Origin of the sequence: Mycobacterium sp. 1274761.0 (genome assembly GCF_001668615.1) — a bacterium.
Classification (GTDB): domain Bacteria; phylum Actinomycetota; class Actinomycetes; order Mycobacteriales; family Mycobacteriaceae; genus Mycobacterium.
Genome location: NZ_LZMC01000028.1, coordinates 1 through 17120 on the forward strand (window position 1 = coordinate 1; position 17120 = coordinate 17120).

Sequence of the window (17120 nt, forward strand, 5' to 3'; positions counted from 1 at the left end):
CGACGGCGGCCGACTCGTTGGCCACGATGGCGCCGAGCTTGGCGGCCAGATCCTCGACCGGCGGCGGGTCATCCTGGGGCAGATATGAAATACCAAGCCCCCCACCGAGGTCGACGGTCGCGATCTGCGCGGTCTTATCGACGCCGAACTCGGCGACGACGTCGCGCAGCAGGCCGATCACGCGATGGGCGGCGATCTCGAACCCCGCGACGTCGAAGATCTGCGAGCCGATGTGGCTGTGCAGACCGACCAGCCGCAGATGGTCGGTCTCGAAGACGCGGCGCACAGCGGTCATCGCGGCGCCACTGGCCAGTGACAGCCCGAACTTCTGGTCTTCGTGCGCGGTGGAGATGAACTCGTGGGTGTGCGCCTCGACGCCGACGGTGACGCGTACCAGCACGTCCTGCACGACACCCGCGGCGCCGGCGACCTCATCGAGGCGGTCGATCTCGATCATCGAGTCGACCACGATATGACCAACGCCAGCCTTGACGGCCGCGGTCAACTCGTCGATCGATTTGTTGTTGCCGTGCAGAGCGATTCGCTCGGCGGGGAAGCCGGCGTGCAGGGCAACGGCGAGCTCGCCACCGCTGGCGACATCCAGCGACAGACCTTCCTCGTCGACCCAGCGCGCGATCTCTGTGCACAGAAACGCCTTGGCCGCATAGCGGACGTTCTGCCCGCCGCCGAACGCCGCGGCGATCTCGCGGCAGCGCGATCGGAAGTCGTCCTCGTCGACGATGAAAACCGGCGTGCCGAACTCATGGGCGATGTCGGTGACCTTCACACCGGCGATCGACACCATGCCATCGCTGTCACGAACAGCATTGCGCGGCCACACATTCGGCGCCAACGCCAGCACTTGATCCGGCGATTGCGGCCGCGGGGGCGCGCCGCCGTGATGGATCTCTTCGGCGTGCCGAGGGCCGGCGGGGTGCGCGTTCACATGCGCTCCGGTGCGGTTACGCCGAGGATGCGGAGGCCGTTCGCGATGACCTGGCGGGTGGCCTGGCAGAGCGCCAGGCGTGCGGTGTGCAGATCGGTCGGCTGCTCGTCGCCTTGCGGCAGTACGCGGCAGGAGTCGTAGAACCGGTGGTAGTCACCGGCCAGGTCCTCCAGGTAGCGCGAAACCCGGTGCGGTTCCCGAAGTGCGGCCGCGGTTTTCAGCACGCGCGGGAACTCGCCGATGTTGCGGATCAGCGTGCCTTCCTTGTCGTGCGTGAGCAGCTCGAGGTGATCGGTGCTGAGGACCAGACCGAGCTCGGCGGCGTTGCGCGCCAGCGCGGAGAGCCGGGCGTGGGCGTATTGCACGTAATAGACCGGGTTTTCGTTGGACGCCGACGACCACAACGCCAGATCAATGTCGATTGGGGTGTCCACCGACGAGCGGATCAGCGAGTAGCGGGCGGCATCGACGCCGATCGCTTCGACAAGGTCGTCGAGCGTGATGACTGTGCCCGCGCGCTTGCTCATCCGCACCGGCTGGCCGTCGCGGATCAGGTTGACCATCTGCCCGATCAGCACCTCGACGGTGGCCGGATCCTCGCCGAGGGACGCCGCGACCGCCTTGAGCCGGGCGATATAGCCGTGGTGGTCGGCACCGAGCATGTAGATGCATAGGTCTGCGCCGCGTTCGCGCTTGTCGAGGTAGTAGGCGATATCGGCGGCGACATAGGCCGGCGCGCCGTCGCTCTTGATGACGACGCGGTCCTTGTCGTCACCAAAGTCGGTGGTGCGCAACCAGACTGCGCCGTCCTTCTCGTAGATGCTGCCCGCCTCGCGCAACCTCGCGATGGCGTGGTCGACGCGACCGCTGGTGTGCATCGAGTCTTCGTGGGTGTAGACGTCGAAGTCGGTGCCGAAGTCGTGCAGGGATTGCTTGATGTGAGTGAACATGAGGTCGACACCGATGGCGCGGAACGTTTCTCGCATCTCGGCATACGACAGGCTCAGCGCGTCGGGCTCCTTGGCGAGCACCTGGGCGGCGATGTCCTTGATGTATTCGCCCGCATACCCGTCGTCGGGGGTCGGTTCGCCTTTGGCGGCGGCGATCAACGAGTTGGTGAACCGGTCGATCTGCGCGCCGTGGTCATTGAAGTAGTACTCCCGGATGACCTGTGCGCCCTGCGTCGAGAGCAGCCGTCCGAGCGCGTCGCCGACCGCGGCCCAGCGGGTGCCGCCGATGTGGATCGGGCCTGTCGGGTTGGCGGAGACGAACTCGAGGTTGATGTTCTGGCCGCTGAGCACGGCGGAGTGGCCGTAGTTCTCGCCGGCATTGATGACATTGTTGACGATGACGCCCTGGGCGCTGGCATTGAGCCGCAGGTTGACGAACCCGGGCCCAGCGACCTCGGCCGAGGCGATGCCGTCAGCGTTCCCGAGCGCTGTGGCCAGCCATCCGGCCAGCTCACGCGGGTTCGCGCCGACCTTCTTGCCCAGCTGCAGGGCCAGGTTGGTGGCGTAATCACCGTGGTCGGGATTGCGCGGACGCTCGACGGTGACCGTTGCTGGCAGCGCCGAAGCGTCCAGGTCATGCTCGGCCAGCACCGCGGCGGCGGTGTTCTTGAGCAGCTCGGCCAGGTCGGCGGGGGTCACGAGGGTCCATCCTATGGTCTGAGGTGGTCAGGCCCCGAATCGATAAACCCGGCACTGGATGCGCTAGTCTGACCACGCCCATCGGCGCACTTAGTTATCTACGCGCCCCCGTAGCTCAGGGGATAGAGCGTCTGCCTCCGGAGCAGAAGGCCGCAGGTTCGAATCCTGCCGGGGGCACCCTTTCTAGCAGCGCAAACACGTCTTAGTATGGAATCTGTGTCCTATCTGGACCCTTGAGAGTCTGAACAAGCGACCAGTTGATCCCCAGTTATGCTTTTCGCGTTCGCACTGTGCGCGACCGACCGCAACCGCTGGTCAAAGGCGGGGACATGTGCCATCGCAGTGCTTTTGGCGTCAGAAATCCGTTAGCTGGACCTAGCATTGGGTGCCACGCATAACCGGAATAACCGGAAGCGGCAGCCCACTTAGAGCGCTCCCCTTACGCATATCGGGGGGATACTGTCGCGGTGACCGACCTGATGTATTTGCCTCTGCAGCCAGCTCCGACTCCGCCCGTGCCAGTCCCAACGCCTCCCGCTCCGACCTCTGTCACTGTCGAGTTGCCGCCCGAGTTATACGAGAAACTCGACCAGCTCGCACCCAAATGCAACGGACCGCTCTCGTGTTTTCTTGCCTCGCCGCCCTCAGTGGTGGCGTCGATATCGGTGGTCGTGGCGTTGTGTGCCATGGGCTTAACGGCGCGCCTCGCCTTCCTCCAGATGAAAGAGGCGCGGAAGAAGGACTTCGAAAACGATAAGCGGAAGGCCGCGCTCGAGGCGGGTGATGCTTTGCAGACGTTGTATGACGCACTCCTGGATATCAGCGATGGCCGCAAAGATAAGAAGGACATTGATCTGGGGGCATACCGTGCGGCCCATGCCGCAACCCGGCATGCAATGCTCAAGCTGAAGAGATTCGGCTTTGAACAGAACAAGTTCATAAAGCCGTTTGACTCCCTTCGCGACACCGCGTCGACATACGTGTATGAGGGTGACCGGGATCGCAGTCACCCAGACCTTTCGGAGTTCAACACCAAACGGCGGGCTTTTGACCTAACGCTCAGTAACTTTGTGGTTCAGTTAGCGAGCGAAGAGGCCAAGAAGAAGCAGTCCGGCGACAGTTCGCAGACGGCTCAAACCGAACCTCCGGCGTCGCCTACTTCTGCACTTCAAAGCTCGTCTGCGGATAGGTCGGACGCCGACGTTAGCTCTGCTTGAACAGCCCGGCCCTGCGACCGTTGGCCTTGTAGAGCGCCCGGTCCACCGTTCGCAGGCTTCGATCGCAACGTCTACTGATCGCCCTGCACGCATTCAGGTAGTCCATATAAGGCGGGTAAGGATGCGGGGCAGGGTCGGCAATCTCACCGTGGGCGACCAGCGAATTGACGGCGCGCACGTCGATGACGGTATGCAATTCCGGTTGCCAAACCATCAGTAGAGAGGACGCCACCGGCACCAGAACGCCATTCAGCAGGGTCAAGACGAGGTGCTGGATTGGTTCTGGTGCGGTCATGGCCGTGAGGGTGATGTCGCGGATCATTGCGTCACTATTGGAGTCCAACCTAGATAGCACGCGTGCGGTCTTCCACCTGCCCACTGTTAGCAGGTCGCTGCGGTCATAGCAGCCGCGCTTACGCACTCGGGGGCCGACCTCGTTCAGTACCTGATGGTCGGAGTCATGGTCATAGAGCGCGGCCCAGTAGTCAATCCAGTCTGCGTCGAGTGTCGTCACATCACTGCTCAAACGATGAAGCCGCTTCGTATGTACGACAGCACCTTTCGTTGCTTGCTGGTCCCGTCGATGACCCGCTCGCCCATGCGTTCGTTGACCCACGCCTTACGGATGCTGCCGTTGGCTTTGTAGTCGACCGTGAGGAGAGCGCCGTCGCGGTCGAACTGGTCGCGCGACTCGTCGCTGAAGACCAGCGGCAAACCGCGGTCGCTGCACGCCTGTCGTACGAGGTCGCGCGCACTCATCGCAGGTTCCCTCCTGTTTTAGGCTCTCGTCCAGGCTTGACGTTAGCGCGGCCGGGCTTGCCGTTGAGTGTCTATGCCTCGGCCACGCCTGGACGCCGGTCGAGCGGGCTGCCCAGATGATGGCCCGAGTTTGCCAAGTAATTTCTCGTGTCGGACCGCCTCGCTACCGTAGCCCGTCATGGCGACACAGGCGGCGATCGAGCGCTGGGACAAAATTCTCCACGAGGTCGAGAAGGCGCGGGAAGGCTGGCTCTACCCGGAAGCCATGACGCCGGCGTACAGGGACTTCGTGCGGGGGCTTCCGATGGTGATCGAGACGATCTTTTCGCCGTTCCTTCACGCATGGGATACCGATCGACCAGACGAGGGATCGGACCTGTTTCGCACCCTGGAGCCAGTAGCCCGCGCGGTCCTCGCACCGCTTGACTTCGCGCGACCGGCGCTGCCACAGGTCGACCCGATGATGGCAACAGTCACAGAGGCGCGGTCCAAGCTGGGACAGCTGGAAGGACCGACCACTGCCGCGGAAGTGGTAGCCGAAATCGAGCATCTACTGAAGGTCACGGTGCTCGTCGCTCGGGTCAGTCACCAAGGATCAATGAAGATCGTCGACGACGAGCTGAAAGCTCGATTCGAGGCCATCAACAAGAACACGACCCGTGGCGCGAAATACCTTGACTTGCACACGTTTCAGGCAGTGGAACAGCCGTCGAAGACCACGATCAGCATGCAGGTGGTCATGTCGATGGTCGATCCGGGAATCGCCACCCTACAGGAGCGGATGCGCCCGATCCCCGAGGAGAGCTACCCGCCGATCATGAAGCAATTCGCCGCTCAATGGGTGGTGAACGTCTACACGGACTGGGAAGAACACTTCCGCGGCCAGCTGGCAGCGGCCCTTGGATGCGACAAAGCCGCCGTCCGCTCCGACTATTTCGCCGACCTCGGCAAGATGCGGCATGACTACGTTCACAACCGAGGGATCTGCAAGACCTCCGCCCGCAATAAGGTGCTGAAGTGGTTCGGCAAAGGGGACACGATGATTCCTCTCCACGCGAACTATAGGCATCTACTGACCGCCTTCCCTGGCGAGGAACTGCTAACGGCGAAGCCAACGCCCGTGACGGTGCAGCCTCAGCCGGTCAAGGCCAAGGCCAACCCCGAGCTGGCACGCCAATTCGAGGACGTCGCCGACCGCCTTGAAATGAGCAAGGACGCCGCGCTCGATCAGGCGCTTTCAGAATGGATCGCAGCGCGCCTTCCTAGCGGCTGACAGACAAAACCCTGGTAGGACTTTGCATCTGGACAATAGGGAGGATGAGCCGGAACGCCACGCCCACCAACCCGAGGGAGACCGTCATGGCCAAGACCTACTTCAGCCACGTAATCTGCTACGACCGGGGGATCCACCCGAAGTGCAAGCAGGGCCGCGCCTGGTGCCGCAAGCACGGCCCCGCGTCGAAAATCAGATAGTTCTCGCATGACTTCGACGACGTCCAAGCGTTCCTACGCCCCATTGACCCGCGCGCACCTCGGGCGGCTCGGTGACTTGGCCAACCAAGATCATCGAAAGTTCACTCGATCCAAGGGACGACCCGAGTATCGGCATAGAAGGGTCGCCGTCGTACTCGCCCAAGGCGCAGCGCTGCACTTCGTAAACAAGAAAAACGGTGTCAAGGACCTTGACGTCTGGACGTTCTACGCCGCCATCCCCGGAAAGCTGTTTCGCTTCGGCCAGCGCAAGGTGCATGTCGACTTCGGCGTCTCTGAGCACGGCCGCAACAAGTACCCACCCGGGTTCAAGCACCCGCAGCTGAAGCGCTGGCTTCAATTCCGTGGGCGTCGCGTCGATTTCATGATCCGCAGTCTGCCGGTGGCCGTCGATGCTCCCAGCGACGAAGTGGTGGCTGCGTTGCGATCGTGGCTCAGCAATGGTGCCCGCCTGAGACGGCGTGAAGACGAAAAAATGCCGTCGAACTGGTGGCTTGCGCAGAAAGCTGTCGTCATGATCGAACCCCTGCGCGGGCAGGTCATCTGGCCGGTCTAGCGCAGCGCTGGTTGAGCGAAAAGCTCCCCTGAGCCGGAAATAACCTCTGTCCTGTCGGGAGCCGCCCTTATCCTGAAATCGCTCAAGAGCGGACGGCTGTTTGGGTACCTGGCCCGCCGTCCCGGCAACCGCGCGGCCACCGCACGGTGCCCCAGGGGAAGAGCCGGCACGCACGCGTGCAAGAGGTGGACGCCCGAGGGCGGCGTTGCCAGGAATGGCGGAAATGACCAATCGAAAGCTAAGCGCTACCGACGCCGCGCTGCGAGAGCGCATTACCGAGTTGTCCGTGCATATCCCATGCGGCGGGTTGCGGGGTCCGTTACAGCGAAGGAGCGTGGCATACCCGCACTTGCCTGTCAGGTGGCAGTCGTGCCGGGATGAGGACACCCCCGAGCAGTGGGAGGGCTGCGACGTCTCGCGAGAGTACGACCTGTGCATCATCTGCTTCCGAGCCACTGGCGGCGGCAGTTCTCGCTGGGCGTGGCTGGCATGCGATGACTGCCGTGCCGTCAACACGGCGATCGAGTCGAAGTGGGGCTTCCGCCCGTTCGCCCTCGGCCGGCACAGTCTGATGAACGGAATCGGCGTCCGCGGTGGCGTTCCGCCGGAAGTCCAGCGAGAGCAAATCGCACGGCTCGCGGCTTTTGCGAGAGGCGATGACCGGCTGCGGAGGTGGCGAAGGGACGAGTACTCGCGGTTGGCGAGCAGGTTCGACCCGCTCGCCGACATCCCGCTGAGGGTTTGGCAACAAGTGTGGGTCCCCGGCAGTAGGGCGTCGTGGGACGCCTTCTCGCGAATGATCGGGCTCGAACTTCCCGGAGGGTCGACTGACTAACGGGCACCCGGCAATCGAGCTCGTGTCTACACCTCAGAGACGGAGAGCTGCTAGGTCTGCGTCTGCTATACGGGAACACTAGAACCGAAGCGAACGCTATCCTCGCGGCGTGGTAGATAGTCATGCAGGCCGCACGGGACACAGTTCGTCGCCGTGACAGAAGACTCCGCGCTGGAAGTAGCGCAAGCCCAGAACGCAGCCCTCGAAGCAAGCATTGTCAGGCGTGCCGCCCAAGCCGATGCCGTACTTACCAATTGCATCGAAAGCTACATCAACTGGCTCAATCAAAATCCTGACAAGCATCCGCTATGGAACCTCACGCACCACCTTGTGTCCACTTCGGTCGAAACTGCGGCCGCCATACGGGAGCGGATGGCTATCAAGTGGGCGGGAGATCCCGACGAGCAGGCAAAGGTAGAGCGTTCCGTCACGAACTCACTTCGTAGGTCGGCGGGAACTAACTATCAAGCCCTCGTCTCCTATGCTCTAGCGCGGTTCCTGCTGCAACGACAGAGCCATTGGTACGTCATGCATCCTGTGCCGCCAACGTTCGCTCATTCCCTCGCGATCCGGTTCGGAGCAGCGATCCCTTCCGGTGGCGCCACAGGTGAGGGCGACGGAGAGAACGAGATCGAGACCCCTGATGACGCGGAAGCCCCTGAAGCAGCAGCCGTAACTATTAAGCCGGATCTCGACATTCTGCTCCGGAATGCCTCCTGGTCTGGGAGCGCAGCCGATTCCGAGCCGGTGCTGGTACTTTCCGTCAAGACTTCACTGGCTGATCGGGCTGGCGCGGCGGCCCGCTGGAAGATGTATTTCGACTTGGTCACCCAGCCCTGCGTCCATGCTTCCGAAGATGAATGTGCATACCGAAGACTGAGCATTGAATTGGCACACGATCCACATGTCCGGATCACTCACGGCATCGTCACCGCGAATATCTACAAGATCAATTCTGATCCGTATTATGCCCAATTTGGTGAACTTCGAAGTAATCAGGCTCGGTCGAACACTTTTATGTTCGACCTCCGGTACACGACTCGAGAAGAGAGCGCCGATGTGATGGCAGAAGGATGGGAGAGCTTAACCCGTATCGAGCAATGGCTGGACGATACTGCGCGGACGAATGGGATGCTCCCCTAGTGATCGGTGTCGCCTCTTGGTTGCGATTGCCATGACGGAACCTCTGCGGCGACGACCCCTGGCGCCCATTGCCCTCTTCGCGGATTAGCATCGGACGTCCAGTCCCGTAAGGGTTTCTGCTCGAGAACCGGTATTGCCTCCTCGGATATGGGAAGAGGCAGAAGTGATCCGCCTACGGCCGTTAGTTCGATTTCATTCACAGCGTCAGGTGTGAGCTCATATCCAGCGAAACCTGACGTGCCGCAGACAAGCTTGTGTCTGTCTCGACGCAATTCTAGATTCCTCAGATCTCCTGGCACAGAGCCGAGGCTCTTTACGAGCGCCCTACCTAAAGCCTCAGCGAAGAGTGGCGGAACTGCGTTGCCAACCTGTGTGTATTGCGGAACGTCGACCCGTCGCTCAACGAAGCCAGAGGTCCGTTTCCCTAGGAATACGAAGTCATCGTCGAAACTCTGTAACCTCGCCATTTCACGAACAGTCAAAATCCGTGCTTGACTGTAATGAAGTATGTCATCCGGAAGCGCTACAACAGTATTTGAGATCGCATCTGGGTCGAGCTTACGCATTGTGAGTTTCTTGGTGCCGCGCTCTGCCACGGGAATGTCTCTGATGCTGCCCCCCACCGCGATTCGACGAATGATATCGGCACTTTTCCGTCTATGACGAGTCGCGAGATGATTAAAGAGTGTCGTATTGCTACCTCGCCGGTCTAGCGCGAACTTGCTAATAGAAGCGTCGACGTACCCTGTCGCCTCGTACCCCGGGTCAAGAAAAGACAAGTCATCCAATGCGTCGCCAGCTGTAACGAGGGGCTCCACGAGATCGTCAAATAGACCTGCCGTCCCCCCTACTTCAGCATGAGTTATAGGCGGCCATTCGTAGGGGTCTGCCGCGCCCGGTAACCAGCCGACCATCACAAAGCGCCTGCGGCGCTGCGGCACACCTAGGTCCTTAACATGAATAATCCTGTCGACAGTCGTATAACCTAGATTGTGCATCGCTTCCAGGGCCTCGGCGTACACCGCTCCGCCGTACATCGACTTGAATCCGGGCACATTTTCGAGAAGGAACATTCGGGGTTTCAGATGCTCCACAACCCTTACGTAGTGTCGGAATAGAGAGTTGCGGGGATCAGTGACCGACTTCTTTCCGGCGGATGAAAAGCCTTGACATGGGGGACCGCCAACTACGACGTCTACCGGTGCGCGGCCAGCGCGTGAACGTATTGCAGCATCTAGTTTCGCGGCTTCCAAGTTACGAATATCGCCCGCTAGAACCCGTGTCTCCGGGTGGTTAAACGCATGACTCAGCGCTGGCTGTGGATGAAGCTCGATTGACGCTGCGACCTGTACCCCCGCCTTCAACAGCCCCTCGGCGAGGCCGCCAGCCCCAGAGAAAAGATCAACGGCAACCGGTCCTGTCGGCTCCATGCTCGTTGCACCCCGCACTCGACGTTCGATCGTTCGTTCGCACACCGTATGTGTGTGGACTGACATTAGCCGGAATCCGCGCCTGACCTGCGAAGACACGCAGGGACATCGAGAATGAGAGTGCAAGGAGCCTCGACCGGCAGCACTAAGTCCGTCGCCCGGCGCGGCCGGGCCAGCCGTTTTCGCGGAGGGCCGTCAGTATCCTCTCGACGCACCACTCGGGTTTCGCCGCTAGCTCAACATCCCACACGCGGATCACTGCCCAACCTGAGGCCGTCAAGATGTCATCGGCGGCGCGGTCGCGCTGCTGCGTCCTGGCTATTTTTTCGCGCCAGTATGGAGTTGCCCTGGTGGGATTGAAATGATCAGGGTGCCCGTGCCAGAACACGCCATCCACGAACACGGCGACTCGCCAACGTGTAAAAGCCAGGTCCGGCTTTCCAGGGAGCTGCCGTACGTTCACCCGGTACCCGGTGACCCCGGCCTTCCGGAGCATCGCACGAAGGTTCAGCTCCGGTTTGGTGTTCGTCGAGCGGATCGATGCCATGACACGTGACCTAGCCTCCGCCGACAGGTGGTCTGCCACGATCCTTATATTGCCGCTCGATTAGATATGAAAGGTAGTGAGGCCGCTTTATAGTCGGAGCGACCGCGATACTCGCTCGGGCTTGCCGCTGCTCGAACAAGACGTCAACTGCGCGTTGCCCCGTGGCGCGACTTACGGCAAGCGGGCAATCCCACTACGGGCTCGTAGGGCGCCGCGGTGAACAGTTCCCGGCCTATGCCCCGGGGCTGTAAGCAGACGCAGGCAGGAAGCAGAATGAGGTCGTGCGAATAGTCGATGGTCAACTGAGGATCGCAGCTAGCGACGCGGCGAATTTCATCGCTTGTCGACATCTGACCCGGCTGGATCTGGCTGTTGCGCATGAGTTGGTGAGAGCGCCCTCGGTCGACGACCTCGGAGCCAAGGCTCTTGAAGAGCGAGGGCTCGAGCACGAGAGGCAGATCCTCGAAGGTTTTCACGCGCAAGGGTGGGCGATCCATGACCCACGAACGGGTGAGCGAGATCGGATGCGCGAAGCCGATGCGACGGCGGCGGCGATGCGCCGCGGAGAAGACGTCATCTACCAGGGGACCTTGCTGGTCGATGACCGACTCGGGTTACCCGACTTCTTGATCCGCGCGGATCTCCTCGGCTCATCGATGGGGTCCGACCCTGCATACGAGGTCGTCGACGCCAAGCTAGCGCGTTCGGCAAAGGCCCGGGCAGTTCTGCAGACGACGTTCTATTCGGAACTGGCGGGCGAGGTGCAAGGGCAGATGCCCGAACACATGCACCTGGCGTTGGGCAGTCAGGATCTGCTGCGTTTGCGCGTGGCTGACTATGCCGCGTACACGCGCCAAGTCCGTCGACTTTTTGGCACGTTCGCGGCGGGCGATGCGCAGTTCCCGCCAACGGACACCTATCCGGAGCCCGTCGAGCATTGTGCAGTCTGCCGATGGCACAGCACGTGTCAACGGCAACGCCGAGATGATGACGACCTCTCTTTGATCGCCGGCATCACCGCACGGCAACGCAAGGCGTTGAAGCTGGCCGGAATCGCAACCCGACGTGCCTTCGCCGCACTCGAGGAAGTTCCGAGCCTTGAACGCGTTAGTCGACAGAGCATGATCCGGGTGCATGCTCAGGCGTTGCTGCAGGTCGAGGGGGAGGACGCGAAGCGCCTGCTATGGGAATTTGTTGAGCCCGAACGCGGAGTAGATGGGGCGCTGGCGCCCAACAGAGGATTGACGGCTTTGCCTCCACCGTCGGCAGGCGATCTTTTCTTTGACATCGAGGGAGCTCGTTACTACTCAGAGGACGGCAAGGAGTTCGGCCTGCAGTATCTCTTCGGGATCGTGGACACGGCCGAGCGAGATGAGTACGACACACCTCGTTATCACGCATTTTGGTCTTTCGACCGGTCCGATGAGAAGAGAGCGTTCGAGGAGATCGTTGACTTCATCGTCGAACGTCGGGAGCGACACCCCGATCTGCACGTCTACCACTACAACCACTATGAGCCCACGGCCCTCGATCACCTCGCCGAGCTGCACGAGACCCGCGAGAACATCATCGGGCGCCTGATGGGGCGATTCGCGACTCGGGAAGACGACGTCGATCACCTCTTGCGAAGTCGCGTCTTCATCGACCTCTACCGTGTCATCCGTCAGGGAATTAGGGCGTCAGTCGAGAGCTATTCGCTCAAGCGCATGGAAGCCCTTTTCGGCTTCGAGCGACAGATCGAACTTCAGGACGTGAACGAGCGGATGCTTGAATTCGAGATTGCACTCGATGATCATGCCGCAGCGGCCGATCGCGACGGGCAAGCGCTGATCCAGGGTTACAACGAAGACGACTGCCGCGCGACTCTCGGCCTGCGAGACTGGTTGGAGGAACGCCGCATAGACCTCGCGACGGCTCTTGACGAAGAGATTCCACGCCCAGAAGTAAGCGAAGAGGAGGAACTTCGCCGCGACCCAGAGATGGAAGCCCTGCGCGACGCGCTCCTCGCCGACATTCCAGAGCAGGATCGGACGGCCCAACAGGAAGCCCGAGCGTTGATGGCCGACCTCCTTGAGTGGCATAAGCGGGACGCTAAGCCTGCGTGGTGGCGGTTCTTTCACCTACAGGACCTGACCGATGAGGAGCTCCTCGCTGAACCCGATGCAATGGCGGGGTTGATGCTCGAAGGGATAATCGGTGAAGTCAAGCGCTCGGACATAGTGCGGTATCGATTTCCATCCCAGGAGCACCCGTTTCGCCAAAGCGATCGAGCCCTGGACCCGCGGGCTGACAACGAATGGCCCATCCACGAAGTCGATGATGCTGCGGGCACCGTGGATCTCCGGCGAGGTAAAGGCAATACCAGCCCACATCCGACGGTTTTAGTCGAGCCAGCGCCAATAGGCACGAACAGCCACCGGGCGCGGCTTCGCGATCTCGCGACAGAAATCGTCGTGCTTGGCCAAGGTGATTGGCCGACTGGTCCGGATTTCGACCTGCTCTTGAGAAGACCGCCTCGAGTTCGGAATGCCAGGGGCGGCAACTTGCGACTCCCCGGTGAGGAAGCTGTCGATGCAGGCCGCCGCCTTGCGGTCGCAATCGACAACAGCCACCTCCCTATCCAGGGACCACCTGGAAGTGGGAAAACTTACACGGCTGCAAAGCAGGTGTGCGATCTCATTGCTGCAGGCCGAAAAGTGGGCGTGACAGCGAACTCACACGCGGTGATCCGCAACCTTCTCAACGAAATCGCTGAACAGAATGAGTTGGGTCGGCCGCTTCTCATCGCGCAGAAGCCGGATTCGGGGGGAACGTTCGTCAGTCCTTACGCCACGACGTATAAGAATGCGTCGCAGATGCTCGTTGCGGTTCAGTCAGGCGAAGCAGAGGTAATCGGCGGAACGACATGGCTATGGACTCGAGAAGATTTCCGCGACAGCGTTGACGTGCTTGTGGTCGACGAAGCGGGACAGATGTCGCTAGCCAATGTCCTTGCCGCAGCGCACGCGGCGCCGAACTTAATCCTCCTCGGGGATCCCCAGCAGCTCGGCCAACCGAGTGGAGGATCTCATCCTCCAGATGCGGGGGTGTCCGCGCTCGAGCGGATTCTCGGCGACACCGTGACCATGCCTGAAAATCGAGGACTGTTTATCGAGCACACACGGCGTATGCATCCGGCTGTATGTGAGTTCATATCCGAGGTGTTCTACGACAACCGCCTCGAATCGCTCGATGATTTACGGAACCAGACAATTGTGGGTGAAGACCGATTGAGCGGGACGGGTCTTCGAGTTGTAGACGCCTTCCACGAGGGCAACGACAACTCGTCGCCGGAGGAGGCGCAAGTAGTGGCCGAACTCGTTTCTGAGCTACGTACTCGACAGTGGCGCAACGCGGCGGGCGTCCCGACGGTGATCGGGCTAGACGGAATTCTGATCGTCACGCCCTTCAATGCGCAGGTCCGTGAGATCGAGGCGGCACTCGAAGGCCGATCCATCACCGGAGCGCGGGTAGGCACAGTCGACAAGTTTCAAGGACAACAGGCTCCGGTGGTTATCTACTCGATGGCATCGTCGACTGCAGAGGACGCACCGAGGGGAATGGAATTCCTGTACGACTTACGGCGGCTGAACGTGGCGACGTCGCGGGCTCGCTGCATGGCGATCCTCGTTTCTAGCCCCGAACTAGTGCGAGTGTTCTGCCGAACCCCACGTCAGATCGTTCTGGCCAATGCCTTGTGCCGCTTTCGCGAAATGGCGGGTCAATAAGAGCGCATGTCATAGCTCGTCTACGACCCGGCCGTCGGGGTGAACGCTCAAACTCACATTTCGGACCTTGTCTCCGCGTGCCCACCGCGGCACCTGCCAGTCCGACACCGTTACAGTTGTGCGGGCGCGCAGCGCCGAGAGTAGTGAGTCGGGGTCTGGCACCGTAATCACCTCGCGTTCACCAAAATTGCGTGGATGCACCAGCACGCGCGCGCCGCAGTGGCGTGCAAACTTCTCCTCCGCACACTCGAGCAGGTGTTCGTAGATACGGCGCTGCGCGATGTCGTCATCTTCTGCGAGCCGGGCCATCAGGCGTTCGCCTCACGGCGACGGTGCCACCGTGCGTTAACTGCGCGTTGGTGTCGCTCCGACTTGGCGATACCAGGGCCGATCCGCACGCCCCCGAGGTGATCTGCGACCGCCTTGTCGAGCATTCGCATCTCGGCGCTGAGCTTGACCAACATGGCGGGCCGACCATCGCCAGCCAGCTCGCCGCTATACACCTGCTGCAGCTCGTCGCGCCGATCGGCGGCCCTAGCGGCTGCGGTCAGCGCCTCGACCTCATGTTCGTCCCACGCCATCCGCTTGCCGAGTTGTTGAGAGGCCCGGTCGAGGGCCTGATCGAACATCTCGCGTATCCGTTGACCTGATGTGTCAGCGTTCACGGGCTTCTCCTAGAAATTCTCGTCGTAATACGGGAAATCTCGGCGTCCCGGTCCACCGTGGTGCGCGTAGGCGCCCCGGGGTCCCACCGCCCTGGGGCGGCCGCGCGGCGCTGGGCGTCATCGGACTCTCGTGCCGTTGAGATCGGGCTGAAGCTCGTAACCTATGCCGAACACAAGATCCGCGGCGTCGCTGCTGCCCGACGTCAGATCCCACAGCTCGTTTGCGGCATCCTTCTTCTCTGAGCGCCCGGCGATGAAGGCGTCAACGACGTCCTCGAGGCGCCAGTCGAATGCGACTCTCAGCAATGCCTTTTGGAGCGGAATGTCGCCGTTCTGTAAGGCCCATCCCATTAGCTCGAGGGACTTCTTTGGAGCGTCCTCGCCAGCGGCGATTTCGGCTGCGCGCTGGGCGGCGTCGCGGTAAGAGATGGTCAGAGCGGCATCGTTGTTTTCATTCGGGCCCCTGTCGAGAAGTTTCCGCTTCAGTTGGGCGATCCGCTTCTCGATCGACGCGTGGTGACCGGCTTCGGCTTCCTTGATGACTCCGCGTGTTCGTTCGCGGAGTTCGTCTAGCGCAGCCTGTTTCCCGATTCCGGTTAGGCGCGGGTTTTCTCTGATCGCTGCGGCTTTGATGCGGAACTGCTCTTTCGCGTCCGATGCGGCCTGCTGGAACGGACCGAGGGTCAGTTCCCGACCGAACGGCGGGAGGATATCGGTGGATGTCACTGTGGATACTCCTTTGTGCTAGCCAAATGAATTGGCGGCCAGGGCGAGAGCGTTTCGGTCGATGAGCCACCGCCCGCCGTGACGGGTGGCGGGGAGGCGGCCCTCAGCAATCCATTTGCGGACGCACCTGTCGGTGATGTTCACTTGCTTGGCCGCTTCGCTTGTCGTCAACCATGTCTCCGATCTTGTTGTATTCAGTTGTGTCGTGCCAACTTTCGTTCCGAAATCGGAACTGCTGTGGCGCAGCGCGGCCAAACGTAGAGCTGCCAGCACCTCATACGCTTCTGGGTCGACACCCCGAAGGCGGATGCGCAGATCAGCGGTGATCCCTGCGTGCCGTTCGAGCCAGGATGCAATCCGCGGCGGCACGACGACTGCACCGTCCTCTGTGATGCGTCGGTAGATGCGCGCCTGATCACGTTGGGCCGCCATGGTTCTCACCTTGGACGGCCCTGCGGTGAGGCCGCCGCGGGTACGCCGGTGGCAGGGGCGTTCCATGCGCGCCTTCGGGTCAGTCATGCCGACCACCCCTTAGAGGGTTGATGCCTGGGTCTCCGCTGCGGTGATGCGTGCGGTGACTGCCGGTCACTGTGTGGTGGTGCGAGTGCGGTAGCGCGCCGTGCTTATACGGCGCTACCGCACCGCGCCGTGATGTGCGGTAACGGAAGTGCGGTAGGAGTGCGGTAGGGCTACCGCACTGGGCAATAGGCGGCATCATTCTGGGCCTCCGATCCAGGTCAGCGGCTTCGACTTGTTCGGGCCGTCGGCCTGTTCGACGGTGCCCTCCTGGATGGCGCACCAGATCGCGGACTGCGCTCTCTTGTAAGGGACATGGGCGACCGCCTTCAGCCGCCCGATGGTCTTGTTGACGCCGAGGCCAGGCTCAGCGATCAGGATCTCCTTGAGCCATCGCGTGTCGGCGGCCAGGTTGGCGGCGCCGAGGTCGCGGTACGTGTAGCGGCGGGTGGCGGGGTCGAAGTCGAGCGCGCCCCTGGGAATGTCGACGTCGCGCCCGTTGGCGGTGAATACGCGGACTCCGCCGTAGTCGTCAGCCGGTAGGTCGAACGGGTCAGCGCTCTTGGGCTGCCCGGCCTGGTTCGCCTTGAGCAGCCGCCAGTTCACGTCGGGCCAGTCGAGCAGCCTGCTGTCGCCTCGGGCGCGCTCGTTCTGGTGCCCCATGTGGTGGATCACTATCGACTCGCTGACCCCGGCCTCCGACATCAACTCGTCCCAGGCCTCGAGGAACCGGCCGCAGTCCTTGTCCTCGGACAGGCCGTGCGCGTCGAGCACCGGGCGCACGCAGTCGAGGACGGCGACCTCGGCGCCGCAGTCGTTCATGAACTTCGCGAACTCGCGTCGGACGGCCGGGACGTGGATGCCGAACGTCGA

At 61.8% G+C, this 17120-nt stretch carries 17 protein-coding genes, 1 tRNA gene, 1 pseudogene and 1 riboswitch; of the genes and pseudogenes, 8 read left to right on the plus strand and 11 right to left on the minus strand.

The genetic code is table 11. From position 1 onward, the window contains the following. Together A5651_RS04835 and argS are read right to left on the minus strand one after the other, a co-directional pair. Positions 1–907 (minus strand): annotated as a pseudogene (locus A5651_RS04835) (diaminopimelate decarboxylase); the annotation flags it as partial. A 35-nt stretch (positions 908–942) separates the two neighbouring features. Beyond that, entirely contained in the window at positions 943–2595 is a 1653-nt protein-coding gene (gene argS, locus A5651_RS04840; protein WP_066976111.1) for an arginine--tRNA ligase, read from the minus strand. 104 nt (positions 2596–2699) lie between these two features. Here argS and A5651_RS04845 point away from each other — a divergent pair. Next, positions 2700–2772: transfer RNA gene (locus A5651_RS04845), tRNA-Arg, on the plus strand. A gap of 290 nt (positions 2773–3062) precedes the next feature. Continuing rightward, positions 3063–3812, plus strand: a complete 750-nt coding sequence (locus A5651_RS04850) for a hypothetical protein (RefSeq protein WP_156662620.1) — start codon at positions 3063–3065, stop codon at positions 3810–3812. On the opposite strand, the gene A5651_RS04855 is transcribed toward A5651_RS04850, so the two are convergent. Both A5651_RS04855 and A5651_RS04860 read right to left on the minus strand, forming a co-directional pair. Beyond that, the gene (locus A5651_RS04855; RefSeq protein WP_066976117.1) at positions 3799–4326 is read right to left on the minus strand and encodes a hypothetical protein; all 528 of its coding nucleotides are present in this window, start codon (positions 4324–4326) and stop codon (positions 3799–3801) included. The genes A5651_RS04850 and A5651_RS04855 overlap by 14 nt on opposite strands. An 8-nt stretch (positions 4327–4334) precedes the next feature. Beyond that, positions 4335–4571: a hypothetical protein gene (locus A5651_RS04860; RefSeq protein ID WP_066976119.1), complete on the minus strand. Its 237-nt coding sequence runs from the start codon at positions 4569–4571 to the stop codon at positions 4335–4337. Between the two features lie 178 nt (positions 4572–4749). Between A5651_RS04860 and A5651_RS04865 the strand changes: the two genes are divergently transcribed. The 5 genes from A5651_RS04865 (at position 4750) to A5651_RS04880 (ending at position 8596) form a co-directional block, all read left to right on the plus strand. Next, positions 4750–5844, plus strand: a complete 1095-nt coding sequence (locus A5651_RS04865) for a hypothetical protein (protein WP_066976122.1) — start codon at positions 4750–4752, stop codon at positions 5842–5844. A gap of 44 nt (positions 5845–5888) precedes the next feature. Then, the gene (locus A5651_RS25205; protein WP_156662622.1) at positions 5889–6044 is read left to right on the plus strand and encodes a hypothetical protein; all 156 of its coding nucleotides are present in this window, start codon (positions 5889–5891) and stop codon (positions 6042–6044) included. A gap of 7 nt (positions 6045–6051) precedes the next feature. Beyond that, the gene (locus A5651_RS04870; protein WP_066976124.1) at positions 6052–6618 is read left to right on the plus strand and encodes a hypothetical protein; all 567 of its coding nucleotides are present in this window, start codon (positions 6052–6054) and stop codon (positions 6616–6618) included. An 80-nt stretch (positions 6619–6698) separates the two neighbouring features. Beyond that, positions 6699–6809: riboswitch (SAM riboswitch) on the plus strand. A 143-nt stretch (positions 6810–6952) separates the two neighbouring features. Further along, positions 6953–7453: a hypothetical protein gene (locus tag A5651_RS04875; protein WP_231988569.1), complete on the plus strand. Its 501-nt coding sequence runs from the start codon at positions 6953–6955 to the stop codon at positions 7451–7453. Positions 7454–7606: 153 nt separating this feature from the next. Then, positions 7607–8596: a hypothetical protein gene (locus A5651_RS04880; protein WP_066976128.1), complete on the plus strand. Its 990-nt coding sequence runs from the start codon at positions 7607–7609 to the stop codon at positions 8594–8596. On the opposite strand, the gene A5651_RS24800 is transcribed toward A5651_RS04880, so the two are convergent. Both A5651_RS24800 and A5651_RS04885 read right to left on the minus strand, forming a co-directional pair. Next, positions 8593–10026, minus strand: coding sequence for a DNA cytosine methyltransferase (locus A5651_RS24800; protein ID WP_197496546.1), 1434 nt, complete (start codon positions 10024–10026; stop codon positions 8593–8595). The two genes, A5651_RS04880 and A5651_RS24800, sit on opposite strands and share 4 nt — an antisense overlap. A 145-nt stretch (positions 10027–10171) precedes the next feature. Beyond that, positions 10172–10612: a very short patch repair endonuclease gene (locus tag A5651_RS04885; protein ID WP_082943592.1), complete on the minus strand. Its 441-nt coding sequence runs from the start codon at positions 10610–10612 to the stop codon at positions 10172–10174. A 242-nt stretch (positions 10613–10854) separates the two neighbouring features. Here A5651_RS04885 and A5651_RS04890 point away from each other — a divergent pair, with 242 nt between their 5' ends. Continuing rightward, positions 10855–14340, plus strand: coding sequence for a TM0106 family RecB-like putative nuclease (locus tag A5651_RS04890; protein WP_066976131.1), 3486 nt, complete (start codon positions 10855–10857; stop codon positions 14338–14340). A gap of 9 nt (positions 14341–14349) precedes the next feature. On the opposite strand, the gene A5651_RS04895 is transcribed toward A5651_RS04890, so the two are convergent. The 5 genes from A5651_RS04895 to A5651_RS25645 form a co-directional block, all read right to left on the minus strand. Continuing rightward, complete coding sequence (locus tag A5651_RS04895; RefSeq protein WP_066976133.1) at positions 14350–14649, minus strand: hypothetical protein; 300 nt, start codon at positions 14647–14649, stop codon at positions 14350–14352. Beyond that, positions 14649–15005: a hypothetical protein gene (locus tag A5651_RS04900; protein WP_231988570.1), complete on the minus strand. Its 357-nt coding sequence runs from the start codon at positions 15003–15005 to the stop codon at positions 14649–14651. The genes A5651_RS04895 and A5651_RS04900 overlap by 1 nt, the downstream gene beginning before the upstream one ends. A 117-nt stretch (positions 15006–15122) precedes the next feature. Beyond that, a complete protein-coding gene (locus tag A5651_RS04905) occupies positions 15123–15731 on the minus strand; it encodes a hypothetical protein (protein ID WP_066976138.1) in 609 nt (202 codons plus the stop codon). 18 nt (positions 15732–15749) lie between these two features. Further along, positions 15750–16250, minus strand: a complete 501-nt coding sequence (locus A5651_RS04910) for a helix-turn-helix domain-containing protein (RefSeq protein WP_156662624.1) — start codon at positions 16248–16250, stop codon at positions 15750–15752. 195 nt (positions 16251–16445) lie between these two features. Continuing rightward, on the minus strand, positions 16446–17120 hold a 675-nt coding region (locus A5651_RS25645), incomplete at its 5' end, for a hypothetical protein (protein ID WP_197496547.1).

Excerpts from the sequence above, each read along its gene's own strand:
- A5651_RS04865 (WP_066976122.1), top strand. The coding sequence starts at position 4,750 with ATGGCGACACAGGCGGCGATCGAGCGCTGGGACAAAATTCTCCACGAG.
- A5651_RS24800 (WP_197496546.1), bottom strand. The coding sequence starts at position 10,026 with ATGGAGCCGACAGGACCGGTTGCCGTTGATCTTTTCTCTGGGGCTGGC.
- A5651_RS04910 (WP_156662624.1), bottom strand. The coding sequence starts at position 16,250 with ATGACTGACCCGAAGGCGCGCATGGAACGCCCCTGCCACCGGCGTACC.
- A5651_RS25205 (WP_156662622.1), top strand. The coding sequence starts at position 5,889 with ATGAGCCGGAACGCCACGCCCACCAACCCGAGGGAGACCGTCATGGCC.
- A5651_RS04870 (WP_066976124.1), top strand. The coding sequence starts at position 6,052 with ATGACTTCGACGACGTCCAAGCGTTCCTACGCCCCATTGACCCGCGCG.
- A5651_RS04895 (WP_066976133.1), bottom strand. The coding sequence starts at position 14,649 with ATGGCCCGGCTCGCAGAAGATGACGACATCGCGCAGCGCCGTATCTAC.
- A5651_RS04860 (WP_066976119.1), bottom strand. The coding sequence starts at position 4,571 with ATGAGTGCGCGCGACCTCGTACGACAGGCGTGCAGCGACCGCGGTTTG.